Origin of the sequence: Erythrobacter longus, assembly GCF_000715015.1 — a bacterium.
Taxonomy (GTDB): domain Bacteria; phylum Pseudomonadota; class Alphaproteobacteria; order Sphingomonadales; family Sphingomonadaceae; genus Erythrobacter; species Erythrobacter longus.
On record NZ_JMIW01000001.1, the window covers coordinates 506065 to 523730 of the forward strand.

Genomic DNA, 17666 nt, shown 5'->3' on the forward strand with positions numbered 1-17666 from the left:
GTTCTAGACAGCCCCCACCGCCAATGTCTGATCTTCACACATTGCCTTGGTGCTCTGGACAGTGACCGTGGAAATTTCGCCTGCCATCACTGCAGTCTCGGATTTTGAGCCCTTCCACCCAAATTCGAATGTCACCGGACCCGTCAAACGGCACACCGCGCCGCCATCTTGCGCCGCGCACATGTCAGAGGCACGGCGATAATCATCAACTGTTGCTGGTTCGACTACGGCGACGTCCACCGAAGTTGTGGCCGTCCCACCAAACAGCACTCTTTGGCCAAGGTTAAGCGCATTGGCTTTCCAGCTTGCCTTGCCATCGCGGACCTCGACATCGTCGATCCCAATATTGGCGGCAAGCCGCGCACAAAAGCTTGGATGCCCATCGCTCGCCTGTGAACCATCATGCCCTGCAAGCGGAAGCGACGCAGCAAGCAGCGCAAAAATCATGACGCCCTTAGCCGGACGAACACACTCAGAGACGGTCATGGAAAGAAACTCCACGGCCCGGACCGCACCATTGCGCCGGGCCGCAGTGACAATATTTATTTCTAACCGAGGTGGCAGACAAGAATTATTTGAACCCGCCATTGAACCCGCGTTTCTCAGGCCGGGATTTCTTTGCCTGAAAAATCAAAGACACGCCCGCTTTGTTCGGGTGTCAGCGATGCAAGAACCCGCACCAGATTGTCCGCTGCCTGCAAAGGATCGGTCAATTGCCCCTCGGCCAAGCCTTTTTGAAAAGGTGCGGACAAAGCGGTATCGACCGTGCCGGGATGCAGCCCGACGATTACCCCCTGGGAGTGAGTGCGCCCCACCTCGATTGCGAAATTTTTGATCAGCATATTGAGGGCCGCTTTAGATGCGCGATAGGAATGCCATCCGCCAAGGCCATTGTCCGAGATTGACCCCACCCGTGCGCTAAGCGCAGCAAAGGTGAAGGCGCGCTCTCGCGGCATCATTGGCAGCATATGCTTTGCAATCATAGCAGGGCCAATGGTGTTGATCGCCAGAACCTTGGCCATGACGTCAGGGTCCAGCCTTTTGTACGTCCGCTCCGGCCCCTTCCCATCGTCAAGGGTGAGCACGCCGCTGGCAACAATCACCCATTCTGGCACCCATTCAGGCGGCTCGGCGCGCATCATTCGTGCGGCCTCTGCAATGCTCGCCTCATCGGTAAGATCAAAGGCAAACGGGACGATCCCCGCTCCTGATACATCACCGCTTCGCGATCCGGCATACACGCGCTCGCACCCTAAAGTTGAAAGGTGCGCGGCCAGCTTTGCGCCAATCCCTCCGCTTGCCCCAAAGATCGCAGCGGTCCGGGGCACTGACGGGCGCTCGTTTGCGCCGATATTTCCTACATTGGTCATGACAGCTACAGTGATGCAACACGCATTGAGTTCCCGCTTTTGCGCGCTTGCGTGCAATGTGTCTTATAGGGTTAACAAAGCAAGGCATTGAATTTATGAGAGATGTAGGAAAGGCAGCAGCATCCTATGAGACACTGGTGTCTCATAGGGTTAATTTTTGAGCGCATCAGTTGAGAGAGAAACAAGCTCCGTATCAATTCTCGCAACACCCCGTCTCTTGCCACTCACGGCCAAGGCGTTAGATAGGGTGTAACGCAAACAGGGATTAAGCGATCATGGCGACTTTCACGCTACCGAAAAACTCGAAAATCAAGAGCACCGGCCAGGTTCACAAGGCATCGGGCGGCGGGCGCGTCAAATCGTTCAAGATTTACCGCTATGATCCCGACACGGGCGAAAACCCGCGCTATGACAAGTTTGAAATCGACCTTGATGAATGTGGTCCCATGGTTCTGGACGCTTTGTTCAAGATCAAGAATGAAATTGACCCGACGCTGACCTTCCGCCGTTCGTGCCGTGAGGGGATTTGCGGGTCGTGTTCAATGAATTTGAACGGCAAAAACGGTCTTGCCTGCACCACCGCGATTGAGGATTTGAAAGGCGAGATTCGCATCACGCCTCTGCCGCATATGGACGTGATCAAGGACCTTGTGCCTGATTTCACGCATTTTTATGCGCAATACGCATCGATCAAGCCATGGCTGCAAACGGTCAGCACGACGCCTTCGGGTAAAGAGCGCCTGCAAAGCCCGAAAGAGCGTGAAAAGCTCGATGGCCTGTATGAGTGCATTTTGTGCGCGTGTTGTTCGACCTCTTGCCCGTCGTACTGGTGGAACTCGGACAAGTTTTTGGGGCCAGCAATCCTGCTTCAGGCCTACCGCTGGCTTGCCGATAGCCGCGATGAGATGACGGGTGAGCGTTTGAACGAGCTTGAAGATCCGTTCCGTCTTTATCGTTGTCACACAATCATGAACTGCGCGAATGTGTGTCCAAAAGGCCTGTCACCAGCCAAGGCGATTGCGGAAACCAAGAAGATGATGGCCGAACGCGCGATTTAAGTCTGCGTTTTCATGTCCCTTCGCGAAGAGTATTTCGAGGATGGCCCCTGCCCCGATAATCCGGGTTGGCGGCAATGGAACATACGCGACAAGACCATCTTTAACGGCGCAGTAATGGGGCATCTCATCACGCGGGTCGATGATGATGGAAAAGCCCGCCTTCGGATGTTTCCGGAGCGGCACCACGAGAACCTGCAAGGGATGATCCACGGCGCGATCAGCCTGTCACTGATCGACATATCCATGTTCACCACCATGCATATGATCGGCGGCGGGAGTGCCGGTCCCTCTGTGACGCTGGAGCTGTCCACACAGTTTGTGGGTGGCGGTGATCCGGCGCTGCCGCTTGATGCAGTGAATGAAATCGTGCGCGAAACTGGAAAGCTTGTGTTCGTGCGCGGCCAGGTTGTTCAAGGCGACAATGTGGTTGCATCGCATTCTGGCATTGTGCGTAAGTTTTCGCGCACAAAAACCGATGCGAAACAATGATGGGCACGTCCAATACTTCTACATTGGCCCGTTATGAAAAGCTGATCGCGAACAAAGAACTTCGCGCAGACCCCGACCAAAGGCGAGCAGCAGCCCGGCTTGATGCATTGCAAAAAGAGCTGGAAGCGGAACGGCCTGGTGGTTTGCTAAGCCAGCTTTTCAGCCGGAAAACACCGCGCGCGCAGGGCGTTTACATGTGGGGCGGCGTTGGGCGCGGTAAATCCATGTTGATGGATCTGTTCCACGATGCTTTGCGGATCAAGGAGAAACGCCGCGTCCACTTCCACGCCTTCATGCAGGAGGTCCATGAGGCCATGCGTGAGGCGCGCAAAAACCATGGGGGCGACCCAATTCCGGCGGTTGCGGCCAAGCTTTCTGACGGCGTGCGCGTCCTCGCCTTTGATGAGATGGTGGTGAACAATTCCGCAGACGCCATGATTATGAGCCGACTGTTCACGCAGCTCATTATGGAACGCGATGTGACGATTGTGACCACGTCAAACAGGCCGCCAGATGACCTTTACAAAGACGGCCTCAATCGCGAGCATTTCCTACCCTTTATCGACCTGATACACGCGCAGCTTGATGTGGTAAGCCTCAACGGCCCGACCGACTACAGGCTTGACCGCATCGGCGATTTGGAAAGCTGGTATGCGCCCATGGGTGATGAGGCGACGGCCAAAGTGCGTGAGGTGTTTTTCAGGCTGACCGACTTTGATCCCGATGATGCCGCCAATGTGCCCAGCGGTGAATTGGCAGTGGGCTCGAAGCGTTCGATGTATGTGCCCAAATCGCTGAAAGGTGTGGCGGTCTTCAGTTTTAAGCGATTGTGCGAAGAAGCAAGGGGCGCGCCTGATTACCTCGCCATAGCGCGGGCCTACCATACAGTGATAATCGTTGGAATTCCGCAGCTTGGCCCTGAAAAACGCAATGAAGCGGCGCGGTTTGTGACTTTGATCGACGCGCTATACGAACACCGCGTCAAACTGTTTGCGACCGCCGCAAGCGAGCCGGAAACGCTCTATGAATCAGGTGATGGCAGCTTCGAATTTGAGCGAACCGTCAGCCGGCTTAATGAGATGCAAAGTGATGAATATATGGCGCTTGGCCATGGGACGGACAGTCAGGTCCAAAGCAATTAAGGTGCTAGGCTCAATCTGGATCAAGCCGCAATCTGGATCAAGCCACCGCCTGACGGTCCGCGATCCGCCCTTGCGCCGAGACGAGGCGGTTCATAACTTTCAAGTCGGTGTCTGTAAGCTTGAGCGCAGTTTCCGCCCATAGCTCAGTGATCGCATTGAGCTCTTGAAGACTAATAGTGCTAGCCATTTTGCTGGCAGTGCGCGCTCCCACTAGACCCGAGTGACGCCTCTCGGATTTCTTGATGAAATCACGCACAGCGCTTTCGCCCTCACCCGGCTCAACGATTTCATGCACAATGCCAAGATCGAACATTTCCTCAGCCGTATAGGTCTTGTTCGATACGATGATCCGATCAGCCATAGCTGAACCCAATTTGCGCGAGAGAAAAACATGCGCTCCCATACCGGGGAAAAGGCCAAACATGATCTCTGGCAAGCCGAAGGTGGCTTGGCGTTCAGCAATGATGTGGTCAAAAGACAAGAGCGCTTCAAACCCTCCACCAAGCGCCGAGCCCTGAACAAGGCCAATTGTGAGCATAGGAATATCAAGCGAGCGCATATTGCGCTCCAGAATAGCGCAGCAACGGTGGCCGTATTCGACAAGACCTGCACGGTCATTTGCGCGGATTAGCTTTTGGAAAAGATGCAGATCGCCGCCGTAACAAAAAACATCCTGTGAACGGCTCCCAAGGATAAGATAGCGCAAGGGTACTTTGCTGGCGCCAAAACCTTCAGAGATCAGGTCTTGCCAGCTTTCAAAATCAGAAAGCATGGAGGAGGTGAAGCTTGGCCGCCCTTCCGGTCGCATGTAAGACCAAAGGGCGCCAACACGATCGTCGTATAAAACGTCCAACTCTTTCAGCTCGAACAGGGCACCGGGAACTGCACCATTCAGCTCGCTTTCACTGAGCGCGTCATCAGCTCCCGATAACAGGATTGGATTTCCGGCGCTGCTGTCCATGAACGTTTCTCCGACTGCGACCCAAGTACCACCGACCCGAACAAGTCAGTGCGTGCGCGCCCTTATTTTTTGTCGACGCTTTAACGAAAGGTTACTCCGATGTTGTTCGGTTTTGCAAACACATATTTTACATGTTTGGGCAGTCATAATCATCACTGTGACAATATGGCACAGTTAGATGAAATAAGATTCCAAGCCTGACGAGGATTTATCTATGCCCTCTCGCTACTTAGCCTTGGACACCCATTCTTGAGATCGACTTTTCAAGCATCAACAATTGCCACAAAGTGCGAGAGTGATCGCTTGTTCCGGAGATATGCGCATCTGCAAGTGAGGCCACCGTCCTACTCTCAATCCATCCAGATTGGACCAAATTCGAGTTTCGCGCGATTGAGCGCACCTCCTTGGCCAAAGGCCCACGCATCCACGATGCGATCGGCGTAACAAAACCCTGCTTAGGACGGTAGAGGACGTCTTGTGGCAGGTACCGCTCCATACATTTCTTGAGCAGATATTTACCCGTGGTACCCCGCACGCGCATCGCATCGGGGAGCTTTGCAGCAAACTCGACCAAGCGATGATCCAGCAAGGGTTCGCGCGCTTCAAGGCTCACAGCCATGCTCGTGCGGTCCACCTTGGTAAGGATGTCCCCAGGCAGCCAAAACGCAAGATCGGCATATTGCGCCCGGTCAAGCCCACTGCGCGCAGGGGCCTTTTGCATGATAGCGATCAGTTCGTCCTCGGGCCGAAACCCCCCCAGTTTCTGGCGAAAGTCAGAAGTGTAGAGCGATGATCGGATGGCTGGATTCGTGACGCTTAACGCGTTCGCGTACCCCTCCTCGCCGCTATGAGCCAAAGCCAGCAAGGTGGTCTTTGCCCGCAACGGGCGCGGTGCCCAATCGGCTTTGGGCCATATCCGGCCCAGTCCGCCAAACAAACTTCCCCGAACACTTGCAGGAAGAACGGAACGCACGCGCTCTTCGTTGTGATGGAAAACCTGCCTGCGGTAGCCTGCGAAAGCTTCATCCGCGCCATCGCCAGAAAGCGCGACAGTCACTTTCTCGCGGGCCAACTGGCACACACGCCATGTTGGCAGCGCCGAGGCATCCGCGAATGGTTCATCGAACATCGCTGCAAGCGCATCGATCTCAGCGAAATCATCCTGGCTCACCGTTCGCGCCTCGTGCAAGGTCCCGAATTTGTCTGCGATTGTCCTGGCATAGCCCGTCTCATCGAGCGCTTGGACATCGAAACCGATCGAACAGGTTAGCACAGGTTCGCCGCTGGCTTCGCTCATCAAGGCAACAACGCTCGACGAATCGACCCCGCCAGATAGAAATGCGCCCAAAGGCACATCTGACACCATCCGGGACTGCACCGCTTCACGCAGCAAGTGCACCAGCTCTGCGGAAAGGTCCGCCTCTTTGCCCTCGTTTCTCTCAGCAAAGCTGATGTCCCACCACCTGCGCTGCGCAGGCAACGGCTTACCCTGCTCAAGCAGCAGGAAATGCCCCGCTTGAAGCTTTGATACGCCTTCGAGAATGGAGTGCGTGTCAGGGACATAGCCCCAGGTCATAAACGCATCGAGCGCTTGGGGATTGAGCCGCCGGCGCAACAGCGGATGAGTGAGGAGGCCCTTTAGCTCAGAGGCAAAGATCAAGCTGCCATCGGAAAGCTGGCTTAGGAAAAGCGGCTTTACCCCAAACCGGTCACGGGCAAGAAAAAGCTGGCGTTTGTCCAAATCGTAGAGCGCGAAGGCGAACATGCCATCGAGGCGGGAAAGGCAGTTCGGCCCCCACCGGCGCCACGCGGCAAGAATGACTTCGGTATCGCCTTGCGTGCGGAAATGGGCCCCTTCCCGCTCCAACTCCGCGCGTAGCTCGCGAAAGTTGTAAATCTCGCCGTTGAAGACGATGACTGCCCGACCATCAGCCGAATGCATCGGCTGGGGGGAGCCTTCAAGGTCGATGATTGACAAGCGGCGGTGACCAAGGCCGACACCAAGATCGGTCCAAACGCCCGCGCCATCTGGCCCGCGGTGAACCATAGCCTCACACATCCGCTCAACCCGCAAAGGGTCGACCGGTTTTGGCGTCTCAGAGTGAAATATTCCAGCGATCCCGCACATTACAGGTCGCGGTTAGCTTATAGTCGCTTGGGCAGCAATCATCGCGGTGACGCCTGCGCAAACGCACAAGGTCAACACGCCTGCAAGCACAACGATTGGCCGGGTGAATCCAGAATTGAGCAGAGGTGAAGACGTGAGGCGATCCACTTCTACCGCAGTCCAGCCATAGTCTTCTGGTTCGCGATCAAAAAATCGCCAGGCAAGGCCAAGGATGAGGGCAACAACGAATGCGAAGAAGAACCAGCCATAAAAGACATGATCAAATCCGGCAGCAAACTCAACGCCTTGGCTCTGTGCGATATAGATAGTCCCCCACGCTCTGATCCCGTTCGCGATGATCGGCACGATGATCGAAACGGCCATGAACGCGATGCGATGGGACCATTTGGTAAACCGGGTAAAGGCAACCAGCACGGCCAGTGTCACCATCGCGATCAGGAACCGCACCCCAGAACACGCTTCGGCAACTACGAAAAGCCCGACAGGTGTGTCGATATAGATGCCATCGAATTGGGCTGGAATGCCGCTCCATTTTGTCAAAACAATTGCGATATGGGCGGTGATAACCTGCAAGGGCTCGATAATCTCATCCCCGAACGGCACGAGGAAGACACCAAAACATAGCGGCAATGCAATGACCGTTGAGACGCGTGGCCCAAGGGCCGTGATTGCCAGACCTTGAAGCGCGCCAACGGCCCCTGCGTGAGCGATGAGATTGGCCCCTGACACCCTGCCAACAAGCCAAAGTCCAAGGCCGGCTGCGAGGACCAGGAGGCCGGGAAGCCATGGACGCGGATCGACTTTGGCAAGCTCACCCACTTTGAGTGCGATAAGCCAACCGATGATAATCGGAACCAGCAAAATGTGCGAATAGGTGTCGATGTTCCACCATTGGTGCACCATCTCTACCCACTCACGCATGGTGACAGTCAGAAGCGCCAAAACGCCAAATACAAGCAAAGCAATCGCCTCACGCCAGGCTTTGCTCAACCGGCCGGGCGATGAAGGTGTGCTGATGTTTTGCAGTGAAGCCTCATGCGGCATTGCGCGGCTCCTCTTCGCCCAAATCAACCAGCATATCGAGCGGCGCGAGCATCGCGTCCCAATCGTGGTTCTCGAGTACAAATTGTCGGGCATTCTTGCCGATCACTTGCGCCTTTTGCGGGTCTGCCATGATCGCGTCAAAGCGCTGCGCCATCGCCTCAGCCTCGCTATCGCAAAGGAGCCAATGCGTGTCGTTTTGCCCGTCAATTCCGGTCGCCGCTTCAGGTGTGAGGAGAACCGGACGTGCCATCGCCATGGCTTCCAGCACCTTGTTTTGTACGCCGCGCGCAATTGTAAGCGGAACCACAACGCAATCAGCGCCTGCAATAAAGGGTCTTACATCAGGGACCTCGCCCCAAATGGTTACGCCATCGCGCGCCTGATCTTGCAAAAGCTTTGTGGGATTGCGGCCTACGATATGGATTTCTGCGGTGGGATAATCCTCGCGGTATGCCGCCCAGAATGCCCCAATCGCCCAAAGCGCCGCTTTTTCGTTGGGCGCGTAGTCCATTTGCCCTGTAAACACGAAATGGGGACCGGGCCGTTTGGCAAGCGCTGCATGTGCCTGCGTCGTAGAAGGATCAAAGAAGCGGGCATCAATCCCGTTTCCGATAACCTTAACATTGGCTTTTGATGGATCGTTCAACCGCGAGCGAAACAGTTCCGCTTCGTTTTCGCTGATCAGAATGGTTGTATCGGCGCGCCTTGCCAGACGCTCCTCCTCGCGGGCCAGCAGGCGCCCCTCGCGCGCGTTGAGCCAAACCCGCTGCCCAGCATCGGCATAGTTTTCAAACTTGGCGCTATCCACATCGCACAGGTCGATAACCACGCGTCCGGCAAAATCATCGGGAATGTATTGCCCCATTTGCCCAGAGAAGACGAAGATCGTCGTGATGGGCCGAGTTGCAAGGGTTTCGCGAACCCAGTTTTCTAGCCTTGCCCTATGAAAAGCAGTGAGGCTCACCGGTTTTCCTGAAAGCACCGCTTCGACGCCTGCGAGCACGAGCGGCTTTGTGCGGTTAACGATGCAGTGCGATGCGGCGAGCGCGGCGACATCTTTGCCCCCCGCCCTATCCTCGTCCGTTTCAGCAAAACATCCGACGTGCACTGGCGCCAGGCTCGCCAACTTCTTGAGCAAGTGCGCGCTTCGGATCTTATCCCCCCGATTGGGCGGAAACGGCACGCGGTGTGCAAGAAAGAGAATGTCGCCCATCGACCCGCCCCTCTCACGCAAGTCCGCGGGAGATAAATGGGCCAAGCGTATTGGCAATCGGCAAGGGCAGCTTTTTCCAAAGCTCGATCTTGCGGGCATAGGCCTCGCTAGTGGGGTCCACATCGCGCGCCTCAACACCCTCTGGCGTCCATGTCGCATAGGTCAATGGTTGGGGCTCAAACCCCCAATTTTTCTTATATTTGGCAGGCCCGCTGCCTACTTTGGAACGGCCAAAATCAAACCGTTCCATCCCGCATTTGCGAGCGTGCAGCATCAGCTCATAATACATCAGCTCATTCGCCCTTGCCCCGCGTGCGGCGAAACTGCCCCCGCCCCAGAACGGTAAAACAGCGCCATTGTGATAAAAGGACAATACACTCGCCAATGGCTTGCCATCGCGAAGGATCGTCAGAATATCGCTCTCACGAGGGAACGCGCTTAGCATTTCGCGGAACAAGGCCTTTGGAAAAACCGGCGTGCCCAAATTGCGGACACTTTCGGAATAGGCGGCGTAATGCATAGCAAGGTCGTTGTCGGTGCTTCCGATGGCAAGCGTAAGCCCATTATTGAGCCCCTTGCGCACCTCTGCTCTGGATTTGCGCGGGATTGCGAGCAATTCTGCATCGTCATCGGCGGCCAGAGCCCGTTCGAACTCGCAGTGTTTATCGGTGACCGCCTGCCAGCCTTCGGGCACGTCGCCGCCGCGCAGTTCGACGCTGCCAAAGCCATGTTGGGTGGCATAATCTTGCGCTGCGCGGGCAAGCGCGTTTGCAGCTTCCGGGGATTCTGCGCAAATGCCGCCGCCAACGCCAAATCCGCTGGAAACCAGCGCTTTGCCGAACAGGAAAGAGCGCACCTCTGTAAGAGGCAGCCACCCTCTCACCACGCCAAGCTGCTGCGCTACAAAGCCGCTCGCCCGCTGGCCCGTCGCCCGCTCTACTGCGAGCAGCCACGGCGTTCGGTGAAACAGGCTTGCACCCATTTCTTTGACAAAGTCATCCACCAGCAGACGGCTTTTCGCGTCCGCAAGGTCGACGAGCTCAATTTTGAGAGAGAGGCTGACAGGGACATTCACTGCGCTGCACTCATCTCTGGTCTTGCCACAGGAAAGTCGATGGCACGGCGCGCTTCGATTTCGGCCAATGCATCCATCCGCCCCCACTCAAACTCGCGCATCAGTTTGCCGAGCTTACCAGCCATTTTATCAAGGTTGGTGTAGTGGCGCAGTTTTGAACGCAGCGGCGCGTTGTCTAAGCGCGGCTGTGCTGGATCAACTTCCCATGGATGGAAATAGAACACCGCCGGGCGTTCGTCCTCGCTGTTCACTTGAGAAATGGCCCAGCGTGAAAAAGCGTAAGGCAGGACACGGAAAAAACCCCCTCCCCCTGCGGCCAATCGGCGCGAACCGAGAAGGGCCGTGGTAACCGGGATTTCAATCAAGTCTGAGCCTGCAACGGGGCGAAACGTAAATCGCGGCGCCTCGCGCCAACCATAATGGTCGTGCACAACAGGGGCGACACTGGAGGAATATGCATAGCCCTGCTCAGCCAGGACCTCGAATGCCCAAAGCGAACGCGGATCAATCGAAAAACTGGGTGCGCGGTAGCCGATGACCGCTTGGCCAGAGGCGTCTTCGAGGATTTCGCGGGTGATCCGAATGTCGTTTGCGAATTTGGCCGCATCCAATGTAAACACCCGTGCATGGTCGTATCCATGGCTTGCCACTTCGTGGCCTGCTTCTGCGATCCGGCGGATCACCTGAGGACAACGCTGTGCCACCCATCCAAGGGTGAAGAATGTGGCGCTGACCCCTGCTTCGCCAAACAGGTCAAGGATACGATCAACGTTCCCTTCAACCCGGCTTTTGAGGCCATCCCAATCAGCGCGCTCAATTACACTTTCAAACGCACCAACTTGAAACCAGTCCTCAACATCGACCGACAGGCCGTTGATGATGGTCTGGTTTTCAGCATCCTCGAAAGGAATTGGGCTTTGAGCATTCATAGCAAAAAGGTCACTCGCAACTTAGGCCGCCTCGCGGGACCGATCATCCTCAAGCCATTCAATCAGCATGGTGAGCACGTGGCGGAAAGAACGCTCTTGCTCTTCCAGACGCGCTTCAATCCGGCCGAGTGCCTCGTTCAGATCCTCATCAGATTGCGAATGCGGCATGTTAAGCGACCGGTCAGCGCCCGCTGCCTGAAGTTCGCCAATGGCCGCTTCGAGTTCGGCAGTGCGCGCATCGCGCTGTGCCATGATGGCAGCGACTTCCGCTGCGGGAACGCTTTCGATCTCGGCCTCGGCTTCTGGCGTTACTGGTACAGCTGGAACCGCCATTTCGATGTCGCCTGCAAACGGATCTGGATCGCCGGATTCGTATTGGGCCATTTCAGGCTCAACCGTTTGCGTCTCTTCAAGTTCTAGCGCTGGCGAAGGCTGATCGACCTCGACTGACGCTGAAGGCGCGCGGCTTCCACCAAGGTGATCTTCGTTCATCTCCTCCAGAACGGCGTCGAGCATACGAACGCCGATTTCATCGCGTTCTTCGATCGCACCAAGCAGAAGGATGCGGTTCATAATCTGGTTCACCCGGCGCGGAATGCCATCGGTGGCTTGGTACAAAGCCGGCAAAAGACCCTCGCCAAGCGATGGCTGGTTCTCCCAACCCACATGGGTCAGCCGGTGGTGGACGTAGTCTTCCAATTCCTCTTCGTCGAGCGCTTCGAGGTGATGCGAGGCGATGATACGCTGGCGCAATTGGTCAAGGTTGGGATGATGCGCCAAAGTGCGGCGGAACTCTGGCTGACCCAGCAAAAGGCTTTGCAGCAGAGGGTGCGATCCCAACTGGAAGTTGGACAGCATCCGCAACTCTTCAAGCGCGGTGAACTCAAGGTTTTGACACTCATCCACGATCAGCAGACAGCGACGCCCTGCACGCGCCTCATCCTGCAAGAACTGCTCGATAGCGCCCAAAGCGCCGGCCTTATCCTTGCCATCAACAGCAAGGCCAAAGGACTGAGCCACGACTTGAATAAGCTCTTCACCATCCAAAGCGGATGTGACCACATGTGCCACGGTCAACGCCTCTGGGTCGATCCGCTCCATCAAATGCGCCACAAGCGTAGATTTACCCGCGCCCACTTCGCCAGTGATGACGATAAAGCCTTCACCCTGATTAAGCCCATAGCCGAGATAGCTCATCGCCTTTTTGTGGCTTGCGCTCTCGAAATAGAACTCAGGATCAGGGGTTAGCTGAAACGGTCGTCCGCTGAAGCCGTAATATTGATCGTACATGTTTCCTAACGCTCCATGTCTCTCTTAGAAATCGTACCGGAGGCCCAGCAAAGCTGTGGCCGTGGCGAAATCTTCGTCTGAGAATTCACTATCAAAGTAATCCACTGCAACCGCAGCGCGTGCTGAAAGCCGTCCGGCGATCGCGCGGCTGTATGCGGCCGATGCGCCAAATGCGGTGAGGTCGCCATTGGGGTCGCCGCTGGTTTCAAACAGGCTGGCGTAGGCGTTGGCAGCGATTGTTCCGCTGCGGCCGATGTCACGGCTAAGCGCGCCGGTGACATAATAGCTTTCGTCGACAAGGCCATCGACCGATGCAAGAACGCTGTCTTGTGGTGCGATGAAGCTGCGACGGTCATAGCCTGCGCCAATGCTTGCGTTCAGACGGCCAATGCGCTGCTGATAGCTTGCTGCGATACCGCGACCACGAAAGGCAGAGCTACGGATAGAACCGAGCGGGTTGATAATGCCAACGCCGTCATCGCTTTGCACTAGGCCGCCAAAATCGCCCGAAAGCGGATTGCGCTGCGCCTCGAAATCGCTCGAAAGCTGTGAAAGCGAATTGCCAAGCACGCCGCCGAAGCCCGAAATGCCGTCATAAACATTGACCGCAAACGAACTGCGCTCGCTTGGGACATAAGTAAAGGTGCCGTAATAGGTTGTGCTGTCGTACCGGCGACCAACACGGGCCTCCAGGCTGGTGCGTGACGATGGGCGCCAGAGGATCCCAGCGTCCCACAAAAGCCCATCGACCTCAAATGCGATCAAGCGATCAGAAGCCGTATCAGTGATCAGGCGACCATCATCGCCAAAGACGGGATTGCCATCGATATCACGGACCGCATCGCGGCTTGAAACCTCGACGTCTTCATATCCAACGCCGCCGACCAGAGCGAGGGTTGGCGAAACAGGAATGGTGACATCACCGCGCACGAATACATCGCGCACGCGCTGATCCAGGTTTGACACGTCTTCCTGAAAACCGCCCGCACTCACCGCAACGCCAATCGGGAGAACATCGCCAGGGCGAGTGCCCACTGCAAGGCGTCCGCTGTAAGTGGTGCTGTCGTCGAACACATCGACCTGTTCGCCAGCAGAGTTGAACACCGCATCATTGGCTTCGAACCGGTTGTATCCAACCCGCGCATTACCGGCGATCTCAAGCGGACCGGCGCGGGTTTGGAAATCCGGGCCGACATAAACGCTGTAAATCTGGTTCGTGGCATCATCGCTAACCAGTGGGTTGGCAGAGACAGCGCCCCCGCCATCGACGCGTGTGCGACTTGCCAGCGCGCCTGCCTGAAGGGTCAGGTTTTGCGGGATGATAGACAGATATCCGCGCGCGATCCCGCTCACCGTGTCGGTATCAACTGCATCATCGCCATAGCCGATATTGCGCTCGTAACGCACGGAAACAGAGGCGCCGCTGTTGCGGCCTTGAATATTCGTATCGACGCCCGCTGCGACCTGCGTGAAGGTCAACGTGTCGCTTTCAGGCGACAATTGCGCCGTCAGGATTTGCGAAACCTCGATGTAAGGTTGGATAGTGACCGCCCGATCTTGAGAGCCGCCTTGCGAACCGGGGCGATTACCGCCCTGCCCATCTTGCGCAAATGCAGGGTTTGCAGTGGCAATTGCGGCAATTGCGACCATTCCGGCGAACAGGGTTCCAGTTGTGTGACGCATGATCAATCCTCCCTCTCGCCATAGTCGCCAAAGCGGCGACCGGACGGGCTGAACTGTGTTGCATTGAGTAGTAATTTGATGTCCGAGCACGCGGACAGAAGCTGGACCGCATCATCCAATGCGGCGCGGCTTGTTTCGTCTGCACGCACGACCAACAAAGCCTGGCCTACGTGCGCCGCAAGTTCTGCGGCAGGGGATGCAGCCAAAGCTGGCGGCGTATCGAATATGAGATAGCGATTGGGCGCGCCGCGTGTGAGGCGGTCGAGCACCTCGCCTGTGCGATTGCTGGTCAGATATTCTGAATCGCGCGCGCTGCTGGTGCCAGCTGGCAGGATAAACAAGCCATTGATATCTGTAGGTGAGACGAGGTCTTCTGGACGCAAGGATTTGTCGACAAGCGCATCCATAAGCCCCAGGCCTGGATCAATTCCAAGCCGGCGCGTGACCGAAGGGTTGATCACATCCGCGTCAACCAAGATGACCTCAACATCGCGCTCAGCCGCGAGCGCGATTGCAAGGTTGGTCGCGCAATACGTCTTGCCCTCGCCCATATGCGGTGAGCTGACCAGAACGCGCCTTGCCAGATCATCACCTGAATGACGTGCATCGGCGAGAATCTCGCGCTTGATGATGCGAAACTCTTCCAAAAGGCCGGTCACCTGATCGTCAGGCGATATCAGACCCTCTTTCTGAAGCACTTCGCGATCAATTTGAACACGAGGGCCGCGCAGCGCGACAGCATGTTCAGGCTTTGGTGCCGGTTGAGCGGGTTCAAAGCCCTCTTTAGCGTTTTCCTTCTCGCCGCTGGGACGAGCAAGTGGCTGGTCTGCTGTGGGCGTGTGATCGGCAGGTGCAGCAGCGTGTTCGCGAGGCGGCACGAAGGGACGCGGGGCGGCAGGCAGGTTCTTGGGCACTGGCTTTGTGCCAAACCCATCCAGACCAAAGGCAGCATCCGCTCTCTCGAGAAGCGAGGAGCGGCGCGCACTTTTGCGGGTGAAGTTGCTGTGCTCAGTCATTCAAGGTCTCCTCACACAATCGTCCCGATCGAGACGACCTCGATGACCAGCAGAATTGCTAGAACGCCGACTAAACCCGCACAGGCTCCGGCAAATTGTTTGGTGCGCCGCTTGCGCAAGGATTGAGCGGCTTCAGATAGGTTCAATGAAACCGAACCAATGACCGGCAGACCCATGGATCTCTCAAGCTTTTGCGCAGTGGCAAATGCAGATCGCAACTGACCCATGATCCACGCGGTACCAACGCCTGCGCCAAGTCCTGCAATCAGCACGCCCAGCAAGAGCAGTGGGCGGTTTGGCGCTGCTGGTTTCTGCGGAACAACCGGGGGGTCCACGAGGTCAAATTTGTATTGGCTCGTCTCATCCACGACATCACTGCGCGTGCGCAGTTTCTCGCGGTCTTCGAGAAGCTTTTCATAGTTATCGCGAAGCACTTCGTAATCACGGCTTATTCGGTTTGCTTCGGCTGCCACTGCGGGTTCTGTCGCTTGGCTCGCGGCAAGCGACGCCAATTGCGACTGCAATGCCGCGCGCCGTGATTGCAGCGATTCAATCGACGCCTGACGATCTGCACGAAGCGCGATCAGTGACGAATATGCAGGGTTCGGCGTGCCGCTCACATCATCGGGACCAGCAGCTGCCGCTTGCTTTGTCAGCAATTCAACCTGCCGCTTTGTTGAGACCACATCTGGGTGGACTTCGGTAAGCCCGCGCGAGCGAAGTCCTGCCAATTGCGTTTGCGCTTGCAACAAGGCGGCTTGCGGCCCCCCTGAGTTGGCTGCGCCGATAATCGTGCGCTGCGTGCTGCCAATCTGATTGTTGAGCGCCGCGAGCGCGCTTTGCGCTGCGGCCAGGTCTGCATCAATATCGCGCAGTTCGGTGCGTGATTGCTGAACCCGGGTTGAAAGAGTCGCGGTCCCCCCAATCAGATCGGGATATTGTGCCTCAAAAGCCAGACGCCGTGTCTCAGCCTCTTCAAGCTCCGCTTTACGGTCGTCCAATTGGTCGTTGAGATCGTTGATAGCGCCGCTGATTTCGGCCCGGTTTCCGGAAATGTGTTCCTCGCGGAAAATATCGAGCAGTTTCTGCACAACATCGCGCGCAAGAACGGCGTTTTCGGAATCGCTCAGCCCGCTTTTGCCGACAGTCGCGCTGATAGAAAAAAGCGTGTCCTCTTCGCTTTCGACTTGAACATCCTTGGACAGCGCAGCAATTGCGGATTCAAGCTGAGTGCGGTCCGAAATGCCATCGCCAAGTTTTGTGGTGGTGATGACCTTTTCCAGGTTCACCGAGCTTAATAACGTCTGGCGAACTTGTGAAATTTCATCCTTGCCATCTCCTGCAATGCCAAGTTGCTCTGACAGAACATCGTCCACGTCGACAAAGATACGTGCCTTGGATTCGTAGGTATTCGGGATAAGGGCAACGACAAGCCACCCCAGAAGGCAAACGCCCCAGGCAACAGCCAGCGCCAGCCAACGGCGGTGCCAGACCGAATAGAGCGCTGTGCGCAGTTCTTCGAAAAGCTCGTTCATTGTCCGGTCCGCGCTCCTTTAGAACCGGCTCTCGGGGATGATGATGGTATCCCCTGGACGAAGCATGACATTGGCAGTGCTATCCCCGCGTTTCAGCAGGTCTGATAGACGCAGGCGATATTCCTTTTGCAGACCAGTCTCGCGGTTGATGCGCAAAAGTTTTGCCCGATTGCCAGCTGCAAACTCGCCCAAACCGCCCACCGCGATCATGGCATCGAGCACAGTCATGTTGGCACGGTAAGGCAGCGACGCCGGCTGTTCAGTCGATCCAACAACCCGGATCTGTTGATCAAAGGTCGAGTTAAATTCGTTGACGATGACAGAGACGATTGGCTGTTCGATGTATTGAACGAGCACTTCTTTGATGTCGTCTTGAAGCTCAGTCGCGGTTTTTCCAACAGCGGTCATGTCGCGCACCAGCGGGATAGTGATCCGGCCGTCGGGGCGCACTTGAATGTCTTCTGCACTCAGTTCCGGATTACGCCAGACGTGGATTGTCAGCTGGTCAAGCGGGCCGATGATGTATTCGTCGGTCGAGGCCGTCTGCGTGTCCGCATAGCTCGCCGAGGGCAGTTCAGGACCCGTTCCTGCGCAGGCCGCGAGCGCTGAAGTCGCAAAAAGGGCACCGGCAATACGGGCAAAAGTGGGCGAAGTAGGCATCGATGCAAATCCTTAGGTCAGCTGATGCGGAACGCTTGCCAATGTGAGGAGCGACCCCACGCAAACAGGTATT

16 protein-coding genes are annotated in these 17666 nt (G+C 56.5%); 3 read left to right on the top strand and 13 right to left on the bottom strand.

Annotated elements, in window-relative coordinates; translation table 11 throughout:
* Nucleotides 1-3: 3 nt before the first annotated feature.
* Complete coding sequence (locus EH31_RS02445) at nt 4-486, bottom strand: hypothetical protein (RefSeq protein ID WP_241765804.1); 483 nt, start codon at nt 484-486, stop codon at nt 4-6.
* Between the two features lie 116 nt (nt 487-602).
* On the bottom strand, nt 603-1370 hold the full coding sequence (locus EH31_RS02450) for an SDR family NAD(P)-dependent oxidoreductase (RefSeq protein WP_051698870.1): 768 nt from the start codon (nt 1368-1370) through the stop codon (nt 603-605).
* 275 nt (nt 1371-1645) lie between these two features.
* On the opposite strand from EH31_RS02450, the gene EH31_RS02455 reads away from it, so the two are divergent.
* Genes EH31_RS02455 through zapE form a run of 3 tightly spaced genes read left to right on the top strand, consistent with a single transcriptional unit; the run spans nt 1646 to nt 4059 of the window.
* Nucleotides 1646-2428 (top strand): succinate dehydrogenase iron-sulfur subunit, encoded by a 783-nt coding sequence (locus tag EH31_RS02455; protein ID WP_034957831.1) that lies wholly within the window; start codon nt 1646-1648, stop codon nt 2426-2428.
* Nucleotides 2429-2440: 12 nt separating this feature from the next.
* Nucleotides 2441-2917, top strand: coding sequence for a PaaI family thioesterase (locus tag EH31_RS02460; protein ID WP_034957833.1), 477 nt, complete (start codon nt 2441-2443; stop codon nt 2915-2917).
* Entirely contained in the window at nt 2917-4059 is a 1143-nt protein-coding gene (zapE, locus tag EH31_RS02465) for a cell division protein ZapE (protein WP_034957835.1), read from the top strand. Before EH31_RS02460 ends, zapE begins: the two co-directional genes overlap by 1 nt.
* Before the next feature lie 37 nt (nt 4060-4096).
* On the opposite strand, the gene EH31_RS02470 is transcribed toward zapE, so the two are convergent.
* The 11 genes from EH31_RS02470 to EH31_RS02520 all read right to left on the bottom strand — a co-directional run bounded on the left by EH31_RS02470 (nt 4097) and on the right by EH31_RS02520 (nt 17593).
* Nucleotides 4097-5020, bottom strand: a complete 924-nt coding sequence (locus tag EH31_RS02470) for a crotonase/enoyl-CoA hydratase family protein (RefSeq protein ID WP_034957838.1) — start codon at nt 5018-5020, stop codon at nt 4097-4099.
* Between the two features lie 229 nt (nt 5021-5249).
* Complete coding sequence (locus EH31_RS02475; protein ID WP_034957840.1) at nt 5250-7148, bottom strand: XrtA/PEP-CTERM system amidotransferase; 1899 nt, start codon at nt 7146-7148, stop codon at nt 5250-5252.
* A gap of 12 nt (nt 7149-7160) precedes the next feature.
* Complete coding sequence (gene xrtA, locus EH31_RS02480) at nt 7161-8192, bottom strand: exosortase A (protein ID WP_169738762.1); 1032 nt, start codon at nt 8190-8192, stop codon at nt 7161-7163.
* Nucleotides 8182-9405 carry a TIGR03087 family PEP-CTERM/XrtA system glycosyltransferase gene (locus tag EH31_RS02485; RefSeq protein ID WP_034957842.1) on the bottom strand — a complete coding sequence of 408 codons (1224 nt, stop codon included), beginning with the start codon at nt 9403-9405 and terminating at the stop codon, nt 8182-8184. The genes xrtA and EH31_RS02485 overlap by 11 nt, the downstream gene beginning before the upstream one ends.
* Nucleotides 9406-9418: 13 nt before the next feature.
* Nucleotides 9419-10480: a FemAB family XrtA/PEP-CTERM system-associated protein gene (locus tag EH31_RS02490; RefSeq protein ID WP_034957846.1), complete on the bottom strand. Its 1062-nt coding sequence runs from the start codon at nt 10478-10480 to the stop codon at nt 9419-9421.
* Nucleotides 10477-11409 carry an XrtA system polysaccharide deacetylase gene (locus tag EH31_RS02495; RefSeq protein WP_051698871.1) on the bottom strand — a complete coding sequence of 311 codons (933 nt, stop codon included), beginning with the start codon at nt 11407-11409 and terminating at the stop codon, nt 10477-10479. Before EH31_RS02495 ends, EH31_RS02490 begins: the two co-directional genes overlap by 4 nt.
* Before the next feature lie 21 nt (nt 11410-11430).
* Nucleotides 11431-12699 (bottom strand): XrtA/PEP-CTERM system-associated ATPase, encoded by a 1269-nt coding sequence (locus EH31_RS02500; protein ID WP_034957848.1) that lies wholly within the window; start codon nt 12697-12699, stop codon nt 11431-11433.
* Nucleotides 12700-12723: 24 nt separating this feature from the next.
* Nucleotides 12724-14382 carry a hypothetical protein gene (locus EH31_RS02505; protein ID WP_034957850.1) on the bottom strand — a complete coding sequence of 553 codons (1659 nt, stop codon included), beginning with the start codon at nt 14380-14382 and terminating at the stop codon, nt 12724-12726.
* Nucleotides 14383-14384: 2 nt separating this feature from the next.
* Nucleotides 14385-15398: a P-loop NTPase gene (locus EH31_RS02510; RefSeq protein WP_034957852.1), complete on the bottom strand. Its 1014-nt coding sequence runs from the start codon at nt 15396-15398 to the stop codon at nt 14385-14387.
* 11 nt (nt 15399-15409) lie between these two features.
* Complete coding sequence (locus EH31_RS02515; RefSeq protein WP_034957854.1) at nt 15410-16933, bottom strand: XrtA system polysaccharide chain length determinant; 1524 nt, start codon at nt 16931-16933, stop codon at nt 15410-15412.
* Nucleotides 16934-16951: 18 nt separating this feature from the next.
* Nucleotides 16952-17593 carry an XrtA/PEP-CTERM system exopolysaccharide export protein gene (locus EH31_RS02520; protein WP_051698872.1) on the bottom strand — a complete coding sequence of 214 codons (642 nt, stop codon included), beginning with the start codon at nt 17591-17593 and terminating at the stop codon, nt 16952-16954.
* Between the last annotated feature and the right edge of the window lie 73 nt (nt 17594-17666).